Annotated in this window: 10 protein-coding genes and 1 rRNA gene; 10 read left to right on the top strand and 1 reads right to left on the bottom strand. The window is 75.1% G+C overall.

Annotation, left to right across the window (positions count from 1 at the left end; genetic code table 11):
* Nucleotides 1-149: 149 nt before the first annotated feature.
* Nucleotides 150-1,310 carry a ceramide glucosyltransferase gene (locus FF100_RS00055; protein WP_139033534.1) on the top strand — a complete coding sequence of 387 codons (1,161 nt, stop codon included), beginning with the start codon at nucleotides 150-152 and terminating at the stop codon, nucleotides 1,308-1,310.
* Nucleotides 1,311-1,780: 470 nt separating this feature from the next.
* Here FF100_RS00055 and FF100_RS00050 read toward each other — a convergent pair whose 3' ends face one another.
* Nucleotides 1,781-2,191 (bottom strand): PilZ domain-containing protein, encoded by a 411-nt coding sequence (locus tag FF100_RS00050; RefSeq protein ID WP_139033533.1) that lies wholly within the window; start codon nucleotides 2,189-2,191, stop codon nucleotides 1,781-1,783.
* Between the two features lie 228 nt (nucleotides 2,192-2,419).
* Here FF100_RS00050 and FF100_RS00045 point away from each other — a divergent pair, with 228 nt between their 5' ends.
* The 9 genes from FF100_RS00045 to FF100_RS00005 all read left to right on the top strand — a co-directional run.
* Nucleotides 2,420-5,206 (top strand): PAS domain-containing hybrid sensor histidine kinase/response regulator, encoded by a 2,787-nt coding sequence (locus tag FF100_RS00045; RefSeq protein WP_171069994.1) that lies wholly within the window; start codon nucleotides 2,420-2,422, stop codon nucleotides 5,204-5,206.
* A 513-nt stretch (nucleotides 5,207-5,719) separates the two neighbouring features.
* Nucleotides 5,720-6,490: a cellulose biosynthesis protein BcsS gene (gene bcsS / locus FF100_RS00040; protein WP_139033531.1), complete on the top strand. Its 771-nt coding sequence runs from the start codon at nucleotides 5,720-5,722 to the stop codon at nucleotides 6,488-6,490.
* Nucleotides 6,490-9,213 (top strand): UDP-forming cellulose synthase catalytic subunit, encoded by a 2,724-nt coding sequence (gene bcsA / locus FF100_RS00035; protein WP_139033530.1) that lies wholly within the window; start codon nucleotides 6,490-6,492, stop codon nucleotides 9,211-9,213. The genes bcsS and bcsA overlap by 1 nt, the downstream gene beginning before the upstream one ends.
* 12 nt (nucleotides 9,214-9,225) lie before the next feature.
* Nucleotides 9,226-11,514 (top strand): cellulose biosynthesis cyclic di-GMP-binding regulatory protein BcsB, encoded by a 2,289-nt coding sequence (locus tag FF100_RS00030; RefSeq protein ID WP_139033529.1) that lies wholly within the window; start codon nucleotides 9,226-9,228, stop codon nucleotides 11,512-11,514.
* On the top strand, nucleotides 11,511-12,563 hold the full coding sequence (locus tag FF100_RS00025) for a family 8 glycosyl hydrolase (RefSeq protein ID WP_139033528.1): 1,053 nt from the start codon (nucleotides 11,511-11,513) through the stop codon (nucleotides 12,561-12,563). The genes FF100_RS00030 and FF100_RS00025 overlap by 4 nt, the downstream gene beginning before the upstream one ends.
* Nucleotides 12,548-14,353 carry a hypothetical protein gene (locus FF100_RS00020; RefSeq protein ID WP_139033527.1) on the top strand — a complete coding sequence of 602 codons (1,806 nt, stop codon included), beginning with the start codon at nucleotides 12,548-12,550 and terminating at the stop codon, nucleotides 14,351-14,353. The genes FF100_RS00025 and FF100_RS00020 overlap by 16 nt, the downstream gene beginning before the upstream one ends.
* Nucleotides 14,350-15,312, top strand: coding sequence for a cellulose biosynthesis protein BcsN (bcsN, locus tag FF100_RS00015; protein WP_139033526.1), 963 nt, complete (start codon nucleotides 14,350-14,352; stop codon nucleotides 15,310-15,312). The genes FF100_RS00020 and bcsN overlap by 4 nt, the downstream gene beginning before the upstream one ends.
* A 29-nt stretch (nucleotides 15,313-15,341) precedes the next feature.
* Nucleotides 15,342-16,694 carry a response regulator gene (locus FF100_RS00010; RefSeq protein WP_139033525.1) on the top strand — a complete coding sequence of 451 codons (1,353 nt, stop codon included), beginning with the start codon at nucleotides 15,342-15,344 and terminating at the stop codon, nucleotides 16,692-16,694.
* Nucleotides 16,695-17,098: 404 nt separating this feature from the next.
* Nucleotides 17,099-17,453 (top strand): 16S ribosomal RNA (locus FF100_RS00005); the annotation flags it as partial.

Genomic DNA, 17,453 nt, shown 5'->3' with positions numbered 1-17,453 from the left:
TGGCCGGAGGCCGGGTCCAGGGCGATGCCCGCGAGGCACATCGCCGGGACCGCCGCGCCCGGGACGGCGGCACCGTCATACGGTTGCAACAGCCCGCCTGTTTGAGGGGAGGACAGGGCCCGGGTCGGCACCGGCCCGGGAGGACTCGCATGACCGGTACCGGCATCGCCGCCATCATCTGCCTCGCCCTCACGCTGATCAACCTCGCGAGCCTCGCCATCGCGCTGCGCCGCCTCGGCCGGCCGGATCCCGAGCCGGCCGGGCTCGCGGAGGCGCCGGTCACGGTCGTGCGGCCGGTCTGCGGCCTCGAGACCTACAGCGAGGAGACCCTGGCCTCGGGCTTCCGCCTGTCCTACCCGGCCTACGAGCTGATCTTCTGCGTCGCCCGCGCCACCGACCCGATCGTGCCGCTGGTCGAGCGGCTGATCGCCCGTCATCCCTCCGTGCCGGCCCGGCTGATCGTCGGCGACGAGCGGGTGAGCGACAACCCGAAGCTCAACAACTGCATTCGCGGCTGGGAGGCCGCGCGCCACGACTGGATCGTGCTGGCCGATTCGAACGTGCTGATGCCTAGCGACTACATCCAGCGCCTGCGCGCCGCCTGGCGCCCCGAGACCGGCCTCGTCTGCTCGACCCCGGTCGGCACGCGGCCCGGCAGCTTCTGGGCCGAGGTCGAGTGCGCCTTCCTCAACACCCTCCAGGCCCGCTGGCAATATGTCGGCGAGGCGCTGGGCCTGGGCTTCGCGCAGGGCAAGAGCATGCTCTGGCACCGGCCGCTGCTGGACTCGCAGGGCGGCATCCGGGCGCTCGGCGCCGAGATCGCCGAGGATGCCGCCGCGACCAAGCTGGTGCGGGCGATGGGCCGGCGGGTCCACCTCGTCGCCTCGCCCTTCGCCCAGCCGCTCGGCCCCCGGCGGGCCGCCGAGGTGTGGTCGCGCCAGCTGCGCTGGGCACGGCTGCGCCGCGTCACCTTCCCGCTGTTCTTCGCCCCGGAGATCGGCACCGGCGCGGTCGTCCCGATGCTGGCGGCCTATCTGGCGGCGGGGGGCGGCCTGTCGGGCGTCGCGGCGATGCTCGGCACGGCGGCGGCCTGGTACGGCGCCGAGTGGCGGCTCGCCGCCCGCAACGGCTGGCCGCGCTCCTGGCGCTGGCCGCTCGCCTGCTTCGCCCGCGACCTCCTGTTCGTCCCGATCTGGCTCGCCGCCTGGGTCGCCCGCGACATCGTCTGGCGCGGCAACGCCATGGACATCCGCTCCAGGGACATCCGGACCAAGCCCGCCCGCCTCGGCACCGATGCCTCGGCGGCATGACGCGGTGCGGCCGCTTGACGGCGGGCGCCGGCGGGATCACCCTGCCTCGCGTCCTCCCGCAGCAGCGGGGAGGCGAGAGCGGAGGGGGCCATGACGCCACCCATGAGACGGGCCGCGACGATCGCCCCGGCAGCCGTTCGGGCCGAGGCGTAGCGGCAGACCAGCGGACGACGGAGCGGAGGCGGCCCCCACGGGGCGGCGAAGCCACGCGACGCGTGCGCCTTCCTGTGACCGATGAGCCCTGATCTCGGCCGCTCCCGCTTCGTCCCGCGTTCCACCGCTGGCGGTATACGGTTCGCGGACGAGTCCTGCCGGACCTCGCACCACCAGCCGGCGCGGTGGAGCCTCCGGCTTCGCGCCCCTGAGCGAAGCCGAAATCCGCCTTGCGAAACCATCCGCCGCACCGCGCATGGCGCGGTCCCGTCGTGCGAGCCTGCCGGGCGGCCGGGCCGGTCAGCCCGGCGTCCCGCTCACGCCCCCGGCGCCGTCCAGATCCGGGTCAGCCGGGCGAGCCGCACCAGGGCGTTCTGGAACCGCTCGGAGGTGTCGTCGACCCGGACATGGATCCCGAGCGCGCTCAGGCTGACCACGCGGGCCTCGACCTCGCCGATCGAGGCCGCCTCGATGCGGATCGAGGCGCCGGGCAGGAGCGGGGCGGTCGTCACCGGCGCCAGCAGCAGGCCACCGCGGCTCAGGTTCAGGATCTCGGTGCGGTAGCTCCGGCCGCCATGGCGCAGCCGCGCCGACAGCGTGACCGGAAAGCGTCGGTCGCGACGCCGCTCGGCGCCGTCCCGCGCGGCATCGCTCCTCGCCCCTGCGGCGAGCGCCGCCGATGCCGGGGAGGCCGAACCGATCTGTGGCGTATGGAGCATCGCGTTCATGCCCGGTTCTCTCGCAGGGATAGGTTAAGTCTCGTTTAATGATTGTTGGTTAACCATCATTCGACATTTTCGCTCTCCCCGAGACCGCCGCCGGCATGACCATGGGTTCCGAGACGAAGCCGAATCCGGTGGTCCTCCGGGTGCGAAGGACGAGGGTGGGCGCGGCGGCCCCGGGCGGGCGTCCGGCCTCGCAGGGGCATGACGCGTACGATCTTGGAGTGTGCGGCCTTGCGTGAGGGGCGCTCCGGCTGGCGCGCCGCCCTCGGGCGGCTGTTCGGGGGCGGCCGCGCCGAGCGGTGGCTCGCCGCCTGTCCCGACCTCGTCGCCGAGATCGATCGCGGCGGCCGGCTCGTCCGCGCCTCGGCGGCGAGCCGCGCCCTGACCGGGCGCCCGCCCGACACCCTGGCGGGCTTGGCCCTGGCCGACCTCGTCCATCCCGAGGACCGGGCCGGCCTGGCGTCGATCGTCGCCGGCGGCGGCGCGCTGATGCATCGCCTCGCCCATGCCGACGGGCGCTGGATCTGGGTCGAGACCCGCCTGTCGGCCCCCGAGGCGGCGCCGGGCGCGCCCCGCATCGCGACGATCCGCGACGCCGCGGCGCGCCAGGACACCGAGGCCTCGCTGCGGGCGAGCCGGGCGCATTACCGGGCGCTCGCCGACACGCTGCCCCAGCTCGTCTGGATGGAGCGCACCGATACCGGCGAGACCGTCTACGCCAATCCGGCCTTCGCGCGCTATTTCGGCGAGATCGGACCCGGACGGGCGGCGCGGGAGGAGCGCTACCACCCGGACGACCGGCCGCGGATCGCCGCGGCCTTGTTGCAGGGAAGTCTGGCGCAGGGAAACGCGGCGCAAGGAAACCCGATGGAGGCCGGCAGCGGCGAGGCGCAGGGGCGCCTGCGCGACCGCGACGGCGCCTATCGCTGGCACCAGCTCTCGTTCCAGCCCCTGCGCAAGGACGACACGCTCCTCGGCTGGCTCGGCTCGGCCCTCGACATCGACGAGATCCTGGCCGCCCGCAAGGCGCTGGAGGAGACCGGCGACCTGCTGCGGCTCGCCCAGGAGGCCGCCGGCGCCGGCCTGTTCGATCTCGACCTCGTCACCCGCGAGGTCACCCTGGCGCCCGAGAGCGCCCGCCTGCACGGCCTGCCCGGCGACCGGCCGGCGGTGATCGCCCTCGGCGCCTGGCTGCGGCGGCTGGCGCCGCAGGACCGCAAGCCGGCGCTCAAGGCCTTGCGCGGCGCGGTGGCCGGGGGAGGGACCTTCGACATCGCCTTCCGGGTCCTAGTCCCGGGCGGCGTGCGCTGGATCCAGGCGATCGGCCGGCTCGGGCGCGATGCCGGCGGCCGGGCCGTGCGGGTGACCGGCCTCAACCTCGACATCTCGGCCCGCAAGGACGCCGAGGCGGGCCTCGTCGCCGCCAAGGCGGCGGCGGAGGCGGCCAAGGCCGCCGCCGAGGCCGCCAGGACCGCGGCCGAGCGGGCGAATGCCGCGAAGACCGACTTCCTGTCGGCGATGAGCCACGAAATCCGCACGCCGCTGAACGCCGTGATCGGCTTCACCGGCCTGCTCGCGCAGGCGGACGGGCTGGAGCCGGATCTTCGGCGCTACGCCTCCCTCGCCCGCGCCTCGGCCGGCGGGCTGCTCACCCTCGTCAACGACATCCTCGACTTCTCCTCGGTCGAAGCCGGCGCGGTGTCCTTACGCCGCGATCCCTTCGCGATCGAGGCCCTGGCCGAGGGCTGCCTCGGCGTCGTCGGGGCGGCGGCGGCCGAGAAGAGCCTCGCGGTGACCTGCACGATCGACGCCAGCCTGCCGCGCCGCCTCGTCGGCGACGAGGCGCGCCTGCGCCAGATCCTCATCAACCTGCTCAACAACGCGGTGAAGTTCACCCCCCGCGGCAGCGTCGCCCTGTCCCTGCGCCACGAGGGCAGCGGCCCGGGCGGCGAGCGGATCCGCTTCTCCGTCGCCGATACCGGCATCGGCATCCCGGCCGACAAGCAGGGCCGGCTGTTCGAGCGCTTCTCCCAGGTCGACAGCTCGATCCGCCGCGATTACGGCGGCACCGGCCTCGGCCTCGCCATCAGCCGCCGCCTCGTCGAGGCGATGGCGGGCGAGATCGGGCTGATCTCGGCGGCCGGCCGCGGCTCGACCTTCTGGGTCACCCTGACCCTGCCCCGGGCCGAGGACCAGGCGGCGCCCGAGCCCCGCGCGGCGGCCATGCCCGCCCGGACCGGCCGCATCCTCCTCGTCGAGGACATCGAGGTGAACCGCGAGCTCGCCTGCCTGATGCTGCGCAAGGCCGGCCACAGCGTCGACGTCGCCGTCGACGGGTTCCAGGCGGTGCGGGCGGTCGAGGCCGGTGCCTACGACCTCGTCCTGATGGATGTGCAGATGCCGGGCCTCGACGGCCCGATGGCGACCCGGCTGATCCGCTGCCTGCCCGGCGCCGCGGCGCAGGTGCCGGTGATCGCCATGACCGCCAACGTGCTGCCCGACCAAGTGCAGTCGTTTCGCGATGCCGGGATGGACGACCACCTCGGCAAGCCGTTCACGCCCGCCGAGCTCTCCGCGATGCTCGCCCGCTGGCTCGACCGCGCCCCGGCGGCGCCGGCCGCCGAGGACGAGCCGGCCTCCCTCGACCGGACGCTCTACGACGGGGTCCGCGCCTTCCTGCCGGCGGAAGCCGTGCGCCGCCTCCTCGGCCACCTCGCCGACCAGGTGACCGGGGCGCTCGTCGGGGAGGGCCGGGAGGCGGCCGACCGGGCGCGGCTGCGCTTCGAGGCGCACGGCCTCGTCTCGGCGGCCGGCATGCTCGGCTTCGCGGCGCTCTCCCGGGCCTGCGCCGAGCTGGAGGCCTGCAGCGAGGAGGAGGTCGCCCGCGACGCGTCCGCCTTCGCGATGGCGCTCTCGCGGGCCCGGGCACGCTGCACGGCTGCGGCCTTCGAGACCCGGCGCCTGCGGGCCGAGCTGGATGCCGCCGCCGCGCCGGCCGGCCTCGGCCTGACGGCCTAAGGCGCGGGGCGGGGCGGGGGCTACCGCATTCGCGCCGCCCGGCTCGCTGTTCGCGCCAGGAGATGCCCACGAACCCAAGTCCAGCGCTCTCTCCTCCCCAAACGATACCGGGCAAGCCCGGTATCGCTGCAAGGTGTGGGAGAGGGGCCGGGGGTGGGGGCGGCGACGGTGCCGAATAAAGCACTGGCCGTCGTGCTGGCGACGGAGCGTCCGGAGCTTCGTTCGGAGCCGTCTCCACCCTCACCCCTCCCCCTCTCCCACCGGGGAGACGGGATCCCGCGCCGGTCCGGATCGGGGCGGAGCGTACCGGCAGGGGACCGCCGCCTACCCCGCCGCGGCTGTGGATGCGGGGTGCGGCAGGGCTTGACCGGCCATCGCCAGTCATCCGGTCGATTCTCATTATCCTGAACGTCGTAAGACTTCCGCGCACGGGATGCGACCCGTTCCGGCAAGGTCTGCTTAAGGATCCGGGCCCGATCCTGCCGGCGTTGCAAGGTCTCGTGGCGTATCGACATGCACCGCACTCTCGCCCGCGCCGCATTCCGGCGCGGCCCCCTTCCGTGCGTCCAACGGGCGCTTGTCCCGGCGGCGTTCGTCGCTGCGGCGGCCGGTCTCGGCCGGCCGGCGCTGGCGGCCGACTGGTACACCGGGGCCGAGCCCGCCGGGGCCCGGGATGCCTGGATCGTCTCGGTCGACACCGCGGCGACCGTCAGCTCGCAGGGCTCGCAATTCGCCGGCGCCACCGCGACCGCGGCACCCGCCGGAACCCTCCAGACGAGCGGCCTGCGCCTGCGCGCCGACACGCTGATCGGCTCGTACCGGACCGGGACCGGGCTCGGCCAGCAGGCCGAGGCCGCGGCGATGATCGGCTACGGCTGGGTCTGGCCCGAGGCGGTGCTGTCGGCCTTCGTCGGCCTCAACGTCCGCCGCAACGAGATGCCGGGGCTGGAGGCGAGCGTGCGCAATGCCGGCGGCCTCAAGGCGGCGCTCGATGTCTACGCCAGGCCGACCGACGGCACGATGGTCCACGCCACCGGCACCTATGCCAGCACCTTCAACGCCTATTACGGCCGGGTGCGGGGCGGCGTCGCGGTGATGGGCGGCTTCCTCGGACCCGAAGTCGCGGTGCTGGGCGACGATTATTACCGCCAGTGGCGGGTCGGCGCCCATTGGAGCGCGTTCCAGTTCGGCGCGCTGCAAGTCGGCATCGCCGCCGGCTACCTGCACGACCAGACCCGCAAGGGCGGGCTCTACACCACCGTCGACATGCGGGCGGGGTTCTGATGGCCGCGTCCGCTCTGCGCTGGGCCGTCTGGGCCCTGTCCGCGTTCGTCACCGTCGGGCTCCTGGTCCAGCCGGTCGGGGCCGAGGCGCAGACCTGGCTGTGCGGGGCGGCCTGCGCCGGCATGGTGGCGCTCTGGCTCCTCTTCCCGCGCCGCGGCCTGCCCCGGCTCGCCTTCCTGGCGCTCGGGACGCTCGTGGTGATCCGCTACGTCTACTGGCGGCTCACCGGCACGCTGCCCTCCCTCGACGATCCGGTCGGCCTCGGCTTCGGCCTGCTGCTGCTGGCGGCCGAGCTGTACTGCGTGCTGATCCTGGCGATCAGCCTCGTCGTCACCGCCGACCCGCTGGTGCGCGAGACCGCCCCCCTGCCGGCGGAGCTGCCGGCGATCGACGTGCTGATCCCGAGCTACAACGAGCCGACCTCGATCCTCGCCGTGACCCTGGCGGCGGCGCTCAACCTCGACTACCCGGCCGAGAAGCTGACCGTCTGGCTCCTCGACGACGGCGGCACCGACCAGAAATGCGCCGATCCGAACCCCGGGAAGGCCGCCTCGGCCCGGGCGCGCCGGGCCGAGCTGCAGGCGCTCTGCACCGATCTCGGCGCCCGCTACCTGACGCGGGCCCGCAACGAGCACGCCAAGGCCGGCAACCTCAACAACGGCCTGTCCGCCTCCCGGGCCGAGATCGTGCTGGTGCTCGACGCCGACCACGCGCCGTTCCGCTCGTTCCTCACCGAGACGATCGGGCTGTTCGCCCAGGACCCGAACCTGTTCCTGGTCCAGACCCCGCACGTCTTCATCAACCCGGACCCGATCGAGCGCAACCTGCGCACCTTCGCCCGGATGCCGTCCGAGAACGAGATGTTCTACGGCGTGACCCAGGCCGGGCTCGACAAGTGGAACGGCTCGTTCTTCTGCGGTTCGGCGGCCCTGCTGCGCCGGCGGGCGCTGGACGCGGTCGGCGGGTTCTCCGGCATCACGATCACGGAGGATTGCGAGACCGCCCTCGACCTGCACGGCCGCGGCTGGACCAGCGCCTACGTGGCCAAGCCCCTGATCGCGGGCCTGCAGCCCGAGAGCCTGGCCGACTTCATCGTCCAGCGCTCGCGCTGGTGCCAGGGCATGATCCAGATCCTGATGCTCAAGAACCCGCTGCTGAAGCCGGGCCTGCGGCCGATCCAGCGGCTCGCCTACCTGTCGAGCATGACGTTCTGGTTCTTCCCGCTGCCGCGGCTCGTCTTCATGCTGGCGCCGCTCCTGCACATCTTCTTCGACGTCAAGATCTTCGTCTCGTCGGTGGACGAGGCGCTGGCCTACACGGCGACCTACATGGTCGCCAACCTGATGATCCAGAACTACCTGTACGGCCACGTGCGCTGGCCGCTGGTCTCCGAGCTGTACGAGTACGTCCAGGGCGTGTTCCTGGCGCGCTCGATCGTCTCGGTGATCGCCTCGCCCCGGCGGCCGAGCTTCTCGGTCACCGCCAAGGGCGTCAGCCTCGAGCACGATCACCTGTCGGCCCTCGCCTGGCCGTATGTCGCGATCTTCGCAGGCCTCGCCGCCGGCTGCGGCATGGCGGCCTGGCGCTACCTCTACGAGCCCGGCGTCACCAGCCTGATGCTCGTCGTCGGCCTGTGGTGCGCCTTCAACCTGGTGATCGCCGGCGTGGCGCTCGGCGTCGTGGCGGAACGGCGCCAGGACGAGCGCGTCCCGAGCCTGCCGGTCGGCCGCCCGGCCGAGGCCGCGATCGGCGCCGAGCGGGTGGCGGTCGTCGTCGAGCGGATGAGCCCCGAGGCCGCGACCCTGCGCCGGGCCGACGGGGCGCCGTTCCCCGCGATGCCGGAGGGCGGGCGCCTCCACGCCGAGGGGGGCGCCCTACGCTTCGCCGTGCGGGCGGTCCCGGCACCGGACCGTTGCGTCGTCGCCCTCGCGCCGCTCGCCACCGCCGATTACCGTATCGTCGCCGGCCTGATCTACGGCGATGCCGGCGCCCTGCGCGACTTCCTCGGGCAGCGCCGGCGCCACCGCGACCTCGTCACCGGCCTCCTGCGCGTCCTCGCCTGGGGCCTCTCCGAGCCGGTGCGGGCCCTGTCCTATCTCGGCAAGGCCGCGCCGCCGGCCCTGCCCGCGCCGGATGCGGCGGCAACGATGCCGCAAGCGGTCCTCGCCGCCGCAGCACCGGAGGTGGTCGCGCTCGCCGTGGACCCGGCGCCGCAGCGGATTCTCGCCGACGAGATCTTTCGCGAGCTGGCGGCGCCCGCCGCGAGCGTGTCCAAGCCGGCGGCGTCCGTGCCGGCGGCGGTCCTCGCCGCACCCGTGCCGGCGGCACCGCTCCCCATCGTGCCGGCGACCGCGCCGGCCATCGCCCCGGCGGCATTCCGCGCAGGGCCGCCGCCCGCCTCCGTTCCGGTCCCCGATCCGGCGCCGGCCCCGGTCGTGCCCGCCTCCGAGGCTCCGGTCGTCGAGGCGGCGTGGCGGGCCGCCATCTCCGGCCTCGCCGCCGCGGCGCTGCCCGCCGCCGCGGACGCCGCCACCGAAGCGCGCCCGCCCGACGCGGCGGCCTGGGCCGAGAGCATCCGGGCTCTCGCCGGCGTCGCGGCGGCACCGGTGGCCTTCGCGCCGCCGCCCCGCGCCCCCGCCGCCGAGACCGCTCCGGGCAGCGACGCCCGCGACCTCATCGCCACCTTGCGCGACGCGCTCGCGGCACCGCGCAACGCCGCCTGAGGAGACCATCGCATGCGCATCCTCCTCGTGCCGGCGCTCGGCGCCGTCCTGGCCGGGACGCCCGTCCCCGGATCCCCCGCCCTGGCCCAGACCTTCTCGGGCTTCGGGCCGACCCCGACGATGCTGCTGCCGGGCGCGAGCCCGGTCCGGGCCCCGGCCGCGCCGCCGGCTCCCGGAAGCCAGGCCGAAGCGCCCATCCCGGCGCCCGCCCCGACGCCGCGCCGCCTTCCCGCGGTGGCGAGCCCGCTGCGGCTCTGGGGCGAGACCGGCGCCGTGACCTGGCCGCTCTTCGTCACCGCCGCCGAGGCGCGGGCGGGCGGCCGGTTCCAGGTCGGCTTCCTGTCGGCGATCTCGGTCCTGCCGGAGAGTTCCAGCCTGACCATCGGCCTCAACGGCGCGGAGATCGGCCGGACGGCGATCGACGGCGCCCGCGGGCTCACGCTGGAGAGCGTGCCGGTGCCCCCGGGCGCCCTGCGCCCCGGCTTCAACGCCCTGACGATCGCGGTCGACCAGCGCCACCGCGTCGATTGCACGGTGGCGGCGACCTACGAGCTCTGGACCCAGATCGACCCCGACACTACCGGCCTCCTCTCGGCCAGTGAGGGCGTGGCCGATCTCGGCGACCTCGCGGCGATCCGGCCGGGGCCCGACGGCGCGGTGCCGATCCGCCTGATCCAGACCGGCGAGCGCCTGTCCGAGCGCCGCGTGGAGGGGCTGCTCGCCGGCGCCCAGGCGCTCGCCCTCGCCGGCCGCTTCGCCAAGCCTGCCGTCTCGTTCGCGCCGACGCCGGAGGCCGGCGACGGGGTGGCGCTCGCGGTGGCGCCGGCGGCCGAGCTCGCCCGCAGCCTCGACATCGCGGCGCTCGGGCCCGTCACCGGGCCGCGCCTCGCCCTGCTGCCGGCGGGGCCGGAGCGCCGCCCGGTCGTCGTCGTCACCGGAGCGAGCGAGGCCGACACGGCCGCGGCGCTGGCGCAACTCGATGCCTTGGCGGCGGCACCGCCGCACGGCGCGCCGGAGGGCCTCGCGGTGATGCGCGAGGCCGGCGGGCACCGGATCCAGGGCGGCGAGAGCCTGACCTTGGCGGATCTCGGGCTCAGGGACGAGGCGGTCGGCGGACGGACCCACCGCCTCGTCCTCGATCTCGCCCTGCCGCACGACCTCCTGGCGGCGGATTACGCCAAGCTCGCCCTCGACCTCGACGCGACCTACCCGGCCGGCCTCGCGCCGGGGGCGCAGGTCAGCCTGTCGATCAACGGCGAGGCGGCCGGCAGCGTGCCTCTCGGCCGTGCGGGCGGCGAGGCCTTGCGCCGACGCACGGTGTTCCTGCCCCTGCGCCTGCTGCGCCCCGGTCTGAACCGGATCGAGCTCCTCGCCGAGCTGCCCCGGGCCGGCGACGCGACCTGCGCCGCGCCTGCCGGCGAGCGCCTCGTCCTGCACGCCAGCACCCGCCTGACCATCCCCGACCTCGCCCGGATCGCCCGCCAGCCCGACCTCGCCGCCACCGCGGCGGCGGGCTTTCCCTACCGGGCGGGCGCGGACGGGCGCGCCCCGACCCTCGTCGTGCCGGCTCCCGACCGCGACACGATGGCGGCCGCCGCCACCCTGGCGACCCGGCTCGGCCTTGCGGCGGGACGCCCGATCCCGTTCGGCTTCGCGGCCGGGCGCGCCGGCATCGTCGGGCCGACGGTGGTCGTCGCCGCCGCCCGCAGCCTCGACGCTCCGCTGCTGAAGGCCGCCGGCCTCGACCCGCAGGCCCTGCGGGACGTTTGGTCCCGGCGCGACGAGGCCGCGATGCAGGGCAGTCCCGCCCGCGACGTCCCGCCGCCCGAGGCGGGCGCGGCCGCCCGGCGCCGGCTCCTGCGCCTCGGCGCCCCTCCCGGCTGCCGCGGGCCGGCGACCCCGGATTCCGGGCTCGCATCGTTCGACCTCCCCGATGCCGCCCTCGCCCTCGCGCAAGGGGTGACCGGGCCGGCACCGGACGACGTGCTCACATTGGTCACCGCGCCGAATCCCGCGGCCTTGAGCGAGGCGGTCGCCTGCCTCGTCCAGCCCCTGGTCTGGAGCCGGCCCCGCGGCCGCCTCGCGCTCCTGGCGCCGGACGGCGCGGCGGCGTCGCGCCTGCCCGAGACCGCCCGCTACGTCGCGACGGCGCCGGCCTCGTTCGGCAACCTGCGCCGCGTCGCCGCCGGCTGGCTCTCCCTCAACGGCGGGGCCTACGCCCTGATGGCACTCGCCTGCGCCGGGCTGCTCGCCGCCGCGACCCACTGGCTGGTGCGCAACCTCGGCAGAAGAACCTCATGAGGATCGTTCTCGTCCTTCTCGCCTGGCTCGGCCTCGGCACCGCCGCGCTGGCCCACCCCGCGCCGCTCGCCGACAGCGAGGGCTGGCGCGCCTACAAGGCCCGGTTCGTCACCGAGCAGGGACGGGTGGTCGATACCGGCAATAACGGCATCAGCCACAGCGAGGGCCAGGGCTACGGCATGCTGCTCGCCGTCCTGGCCGGCGACCGGGCGACCTTCGAGCGGATCTGGACCTGGACCCGCGCCAACCTGATGGTGCGCGACGACCAGCTCCTCGCCTGGCGCTGGGAGCCCGACCGGCGCCCCGCGGTCGCCGACATGAACGACGCCGCCGACGGCGACCTCCTGGTCGCCTGGGCGCTGGCCGAGGCGGTGTCGGCGTGGAACGACCCCTCGCACCGGGTCGCCGGCCGGCGCATCGCGGTCGAGCTCGGGCGCAAGCTGATCCTGCCGCGGGCCGCCCACGGGCCGCTGCTGCTGCCGGCGGTGGCGGGCTTCTCCGCCGAGGACCGGCCCGACGGCCCGGTGGTCAACCTCTCCTACTGGATCTTCCCGGCCTTCGACCGGATGCCGCTGCTCGCGCCGGAATTCGACTGGATCGGCCTCGACCGCAGCGGCCGCCGGCTGATCCGTGCCGCCCGCTTCGGGCCGTCGCGCCTGCCGAGCGAGTGGATCTCGCTGTCCGGCGCGCCCCGCCCCGCCGACGGCTTCGCGCCCGATTTCGCCTATAACGGCTTACGCATCCCGCTCTACCTCGCCATGGCGGGGGCGACCGAGGCCGATCTCTACGCGCCGTTCCTGGCGCTCTGGCCCCGGCCCGAATCGGGCCTCGCCCTCGTCGAGACCGGCAGCGGCCGGGTGACGGCGCGCCTCACCGAATCCGGCTACGGCGCGATCCCGGCGCTCGCCGCCTGCGCCGCGAGGGGCACCCCGTTCCCGCCCGGCCTCACCCGGGTGCGGGCCGAGAGCGAGCATTACTACCCGGCCACCCTGCAGCTCCTGGCGCTGGCCGCCCTGAAGACGAGGTATCCCGCATGCGCGCCGCGCTGATCCTCGCCGCTGGCCTCGCCCCGATGATCGGCCAGGGGCTGCCCGCCGCCGCGGCCGAGCGCCCCGACGAGACGGCGTTGCGCTACTACGCGTCTCAAAGCCGGCCCGAGCGGGTGGCGGCGGAGGCCGAGCGCCTGGCCCGCCGCCATCCGGGCTGGACGCCCCCCGCCGACCTCTGGACCGCCGCGCCGGGCGCGGAGGACGAGGAGGGGTACTGGGACCTGCTCGGGGCGGGCCGCCTCGACGCCCTGCGCAAGGCGCTGGCCGACCGCGCCCGGGCCGAGCCGGGCTGGACGCCTTCCGGGGCGCTCACCGGCGCGCTCGCCCGCCGGGCTTTGCGCGACGAGGTGCGAGCCTTCGCCAAGGCGGGCCGCTGGACCGACCTGACCACCCTGTTCGACCGGCGCCGGCCCGAGATCGAGGCCGGCGAGGCCGAAACGGCGTGGACCGCCGCCGAGGCGCTCGCCCGCACCGACCGGGTGCCGGAGGCGCTCGCCCTGTTCGGTCTCGCCCTGGCCTCTCGGGGCGCGAGCGCCGAAGAGCGCCGCGCCGGCCTGCTGCGGGCGCTGCCGCTGCTGCCGATGGCCGAGATCGACCGTCTCGCCGCCGGCATCCCGGCCGACGACCTCGCGCCGGTCCGCATCGACCTGATCCGCGCCCGCATCAGCGCGGTGCTGCACGACGAGGCCGGCCAGGCGGTTCGGCCGGACGATCTCGCCGCGTTCCAGGCCTATGCCGAGGCGGCGCCCGATCCCGACCAGGCCGGTCTCGTCGCCTGGTACGCCTTCAAGCGCAGCGACCTGCTGGAGGCCCTGGCCTGGTTCAAGCGCGCCGTCGCCCGCGGCGGCGACGCCATGGTGGCGCATGGCCTCGCCCACACCCTCCTGCGCCTCGGCCTGCGCCGCGAGGCCGAGGACGTGGCTTACGCCTGGCGCGAGCCGCTGGTGAACAATGCGCTGCTCTTCATCGACATCCTGGAGCGCGACCTGACGAAGGCCTCACCCCCGGCGATCGAGCCCGAGCGCCTGCGCCGCTACGCCGAGGTCACGGCGGCCACCGCCTCGGGCGAAGGGGCACAGGCGCTCGCCTGGTACGCCTACAACACCTGCCAGTTCGACACCGCGCTCGCCTGGTTCCGCCGCGCCGTGGCGTGGTTCCCCAAGGAGGCCACCGTCTACGGCTACGCCCTGGCGCTGCAGCGCGCCGGCCAGCAGCGCGCCTTCGTCGAGGTGGTCAACCGCTACGACGGATTGTTTCCCCGGGTGGTCGGCCTGCTCTTCGCCGCCCGGTCGGACCGGCCCTCCCCCTGCGATGCGGCGGCGCCCCGCGCCGCCGAGCCCACGGCCCGCACCGCCTATCTCGATCTCGCGCCGCCCCCCGAGCCGCGCGGCCGCGTGCCCCGGCCCGATGCCCTCGAGGCGGCGGCGGCGACGCCGCTGGTGCGCCGCAGCGACTTCCCGCTGGCGGTGCCGATGGAGAACGACCTGCGCGCCGCCCCCGCCGGCAGCCCGCTTGGGCCAATGGCGATCCCGCCGTCGCGGGGCCCCGGCCGGGGGCCGACCACCGCGCGGCGCGTCCCCGGCGTCGGGCCGATGCCCTATGAGCGGTTCGGCTTCGCGCTCCTCCCCGGCTGGACCGGCGAGACCGGGCCGAGCGCTCCGAGCGCCGCCGACCGTCCCGCCCCCCTCGGCACCCTGTGGTCGGCGATGCAGGCCGTCCCGGCCGATCCGCCGCCCCGGCCGGAGGTCGCCACCACCGGCGCCCTCGCTCCCAGAAGGACCCAGCCGTGATCCGCCCGCTCGTCCTCGCCGCCGTGACCGCCCTCGGCGCCTGCACCACGCAGGAGCGGGCCGCCGGGCCGCGCTTCGCCAGCCTCGATGCCGCCCTGCCGGCCGCTCCGACCCGGCCGACCCCCGTCGCCGTCCTGCCGGCCTGGGTCGGGCGGCCCGTCGCCTTGCGCGAGCGCGATGCGGCCGGCGGGTTCGAGCAGGCGATCATCCTTCCCGCCCCCGGGCGGCGGGGCGGGCGCGACGACCTGATTCTCGTCTCGACCGCCCGGGACGCCTCGCTCGATGCCGTCCCCGGGGGCAAGCCGACCGAGGCCGGCATCCGCGCCGAGATCGCCGCCGCCTTTCCCGGCGTGGCGATGCAGGTCGTCACCCGCCCCTCGGCCAATGCCTACGGCCCCTACGGCCTCGCCATCGGCCGCGCCGGGGCGGCACGCTGCCTTTATGCCTGGCAGTGGATCCCGGAGGCCCCGGTGCGCGAGGAGGCGGCGCCGACGCCCCTGTCCCTGCGCGTCCGCCTGTGCCGGGACGACCTGACCTTCGAGGCGATGGCCGCGGCGGTGGGCCAGCTCCGCCTGGTGCCGCGCTTCTCCGGCGAGCCGGTCGCCGGACCGGCGACGGCTGCGATCCGCCCGCCACACCAAGCCCGCCCGCCACGCCAAGCCCGCCCGCCACGCCAAGACCGGTCGACGCCGCAGGTCTCCCGCCGGGCCCACCCGGATCCCGCGCCGGGCCCGGTCTTCGCCGCGGCGCCTCCCGAACCGGCCCCTGCCGGTCCGCGCTATCTCGGTGCGGAGGCCCCGGCGCGCGGCCCGGCCTCGTCCGGCCTGCCCGGCATTCCCGTGCGCAACGGAATCCTGGGCGCCGTCGACGCCCCCCCTCCGGCACCCGGGGGCCTGCCCGCCGACGCCGCGATCCTCCCGCCCGAGGCGACCCGCGGCCCCGCCGCGCCCCGCCCGTGATCCCTCATCCCGACCGAACGGAGCCCCCGATGAGCCTGCGCCTTCTCGTGGTCGAGGACGATCCCGGCTTCCAGGACCTCGTCCGCGCCCTGTGCGAGCGCCGCGGCGACAGCGTCGACGTCGCCTCCGACGGTTTCCTCGGCCTCAAGCTGCTGAGCGAGCGCCGTCACGACGTGGTGATGATCGACTACCACCTGCCCGAGATGGACGGCTACGCGCTGGCGCGGCTCATGCGCGAGATCGCCCGCCCGGAGGACCGGGTGCGGCTGATCGGCGTGACGGCCGACCGGCACGGCCTCGCCTCCCGCCGCGGCGCCGATGCCCGCTTCGACGCCATCCTGGTCAAGCCCCTCGATCCGGCGGCGCTCTACGCGACCCTGGACCGGCTGGCCGGGACCGAGACGCCCGCGGGCGCCGCGGAGGCACCGAAGGCCGCCGTGGCCGAGACCGCCGCCGACGCGGTCTGGCGCCGCTTCGGGCTGGCTGGGCGGCCCCGGGCCCTGATCTGTCCCCATCCGGGGCCCGCCGAGGCGGCGGCCTTCGGCCAGGCCTTCGTGCCGGTCGCGCGGGCGGTGGAGGCCGACCTGATCCTGCTGAGCGGAGAGACCGGGCTTCCGGTGCTCCGGGCCGCCCGGGCCGAGACGCCGCTGCGGCCGGTGCCGAGCGTCGACCTCACCGGCCGGCTCCCCGGCGCCTGCGACGTGACGTTCCGGGTCGCCGAGCCGGCTTCCTGGGCGGCGGTCGCCGAGGCCTGCGCCGGGTTCGAGGCGCGCCGTGCCGGGCTCCGGGCACCCGTCCATCTGCCCGAGCCCGCCGCGCACCTGATGGCGCTCCTCCACGTCTCCGGCCGTGACCTGGCGCTCGCGGGAGGGGAGGGGACACATACCTACGAGACCGGCCTCGCCCCCGCCGCCGTGATGGCGGCGGTTCTCAGCCTCACCGAGGCGGGGGCGCTCGCCTGCGTGGCGACCGGCACCGGGGTGAGCGTGCGCCTGACCGAGCAGGGCGGACGCGCCGCCGCCGGCGAGGCCCCGGGCGTCGCGCTCCGCCGCCCTGCCGAGCCGCAGCGGCCTCCGGTGGTCGACCCGCGCAAGAGCGCCGAGCTGGCGCGCCTGATCGGCGAGGCCGATCTCAACCGCCTGCGCGACCGCCTGATGACCCAGCTCTCCGGGGCCTTCGCGCGGGAATCCGACCTCGCCGCCCTGGCGCACGACGCCCATGTCATCGTGGCGATGGCCGGCAGCCTCGGCTTCGACGACCTGGCCGCCGCCTGCCGCGGGCTCGAGGCGGCGATCGCGGCCGGATCCGGCATCCCGGACGCCGTGGCCGAGGTGCGCCGCGCCGCCGCCGAGGCGCGCAGCCACTGTGCCGCCGCGGCGTGAGGCCGGCTGGTGAGCGGGCGAAAAAGAGAGGATCTGTCGCAAGAGGTTCACAAACCGGTTGACGGGCCGACATCGGGGGCCTATACGACCACCCATCGGCGCCGGCCGCGACAGCGGACCGGGCGCTGAACTATCTCTTCGACAGTCTGGGCCGGCGAGCCTGACCTTGGTCAGGCGCTGGTCCTGTCGTCGCCGATGATACCCCGGTCTTGGCCGGGCCGCTCTTTGACAAGTGCATACGAGAAAGAGAAGCGTGGACGGCGTCGTCCCTGCGGATCCGGGTTTCGGCCTGGATCGTGAGTAGGATGATGCTGGTCTGACGTTTCGGTGCTCACACGATCAGGTGGAAACGCCGATCGGTTGTGAGCCTCCGTTTATGTTGTGATCAGCTATGATCAGCTCTTCAACTTGAGAGTTTGATCCTGGCTCAGAGCGAACGCTGGCGGCAGGCTTAACACATGCAAGTCGAGCGGGCCCTTCGGGGTCAGCGGCAGACGGGTGAGTAACGCGTGGGAACGTGCCCTTCGGTTCGGAATAACTCAGGGAAACTTGAGCTAATACCGGATACGCCCTTATGGGGAAAGGCTTGCTGCCGAAGGATCGGCCCGCGTCTGATTAGCTAGTTGGTGAGGTTATGGCTCACCAAGGCGACGATCAGTAGCTGGTCTGAGAGGATGATCAGCCACACTGGGACTGAGACACGGCCCAGACTCCTACGGGAGGCAGCAGTGGGGAATATTGGACAATGGGGGCAACCCT

This window comes from Methylobacterium terricola (genome assembly GCF_006151805.1).
GTDB classification, from domain to species: domain Bacteria; phylum Pseudomonadota; class Alphaproteobacteria; order Rhizobiales; family Beijerinckiaceae; genus Methylobacterium; species Methylobacterium terricola.
The sequence above is the reverse complement of the archived record's forward strand: the minus strand, read 5'-3'. Positions and strand labels throughout refer to the sequence as shown.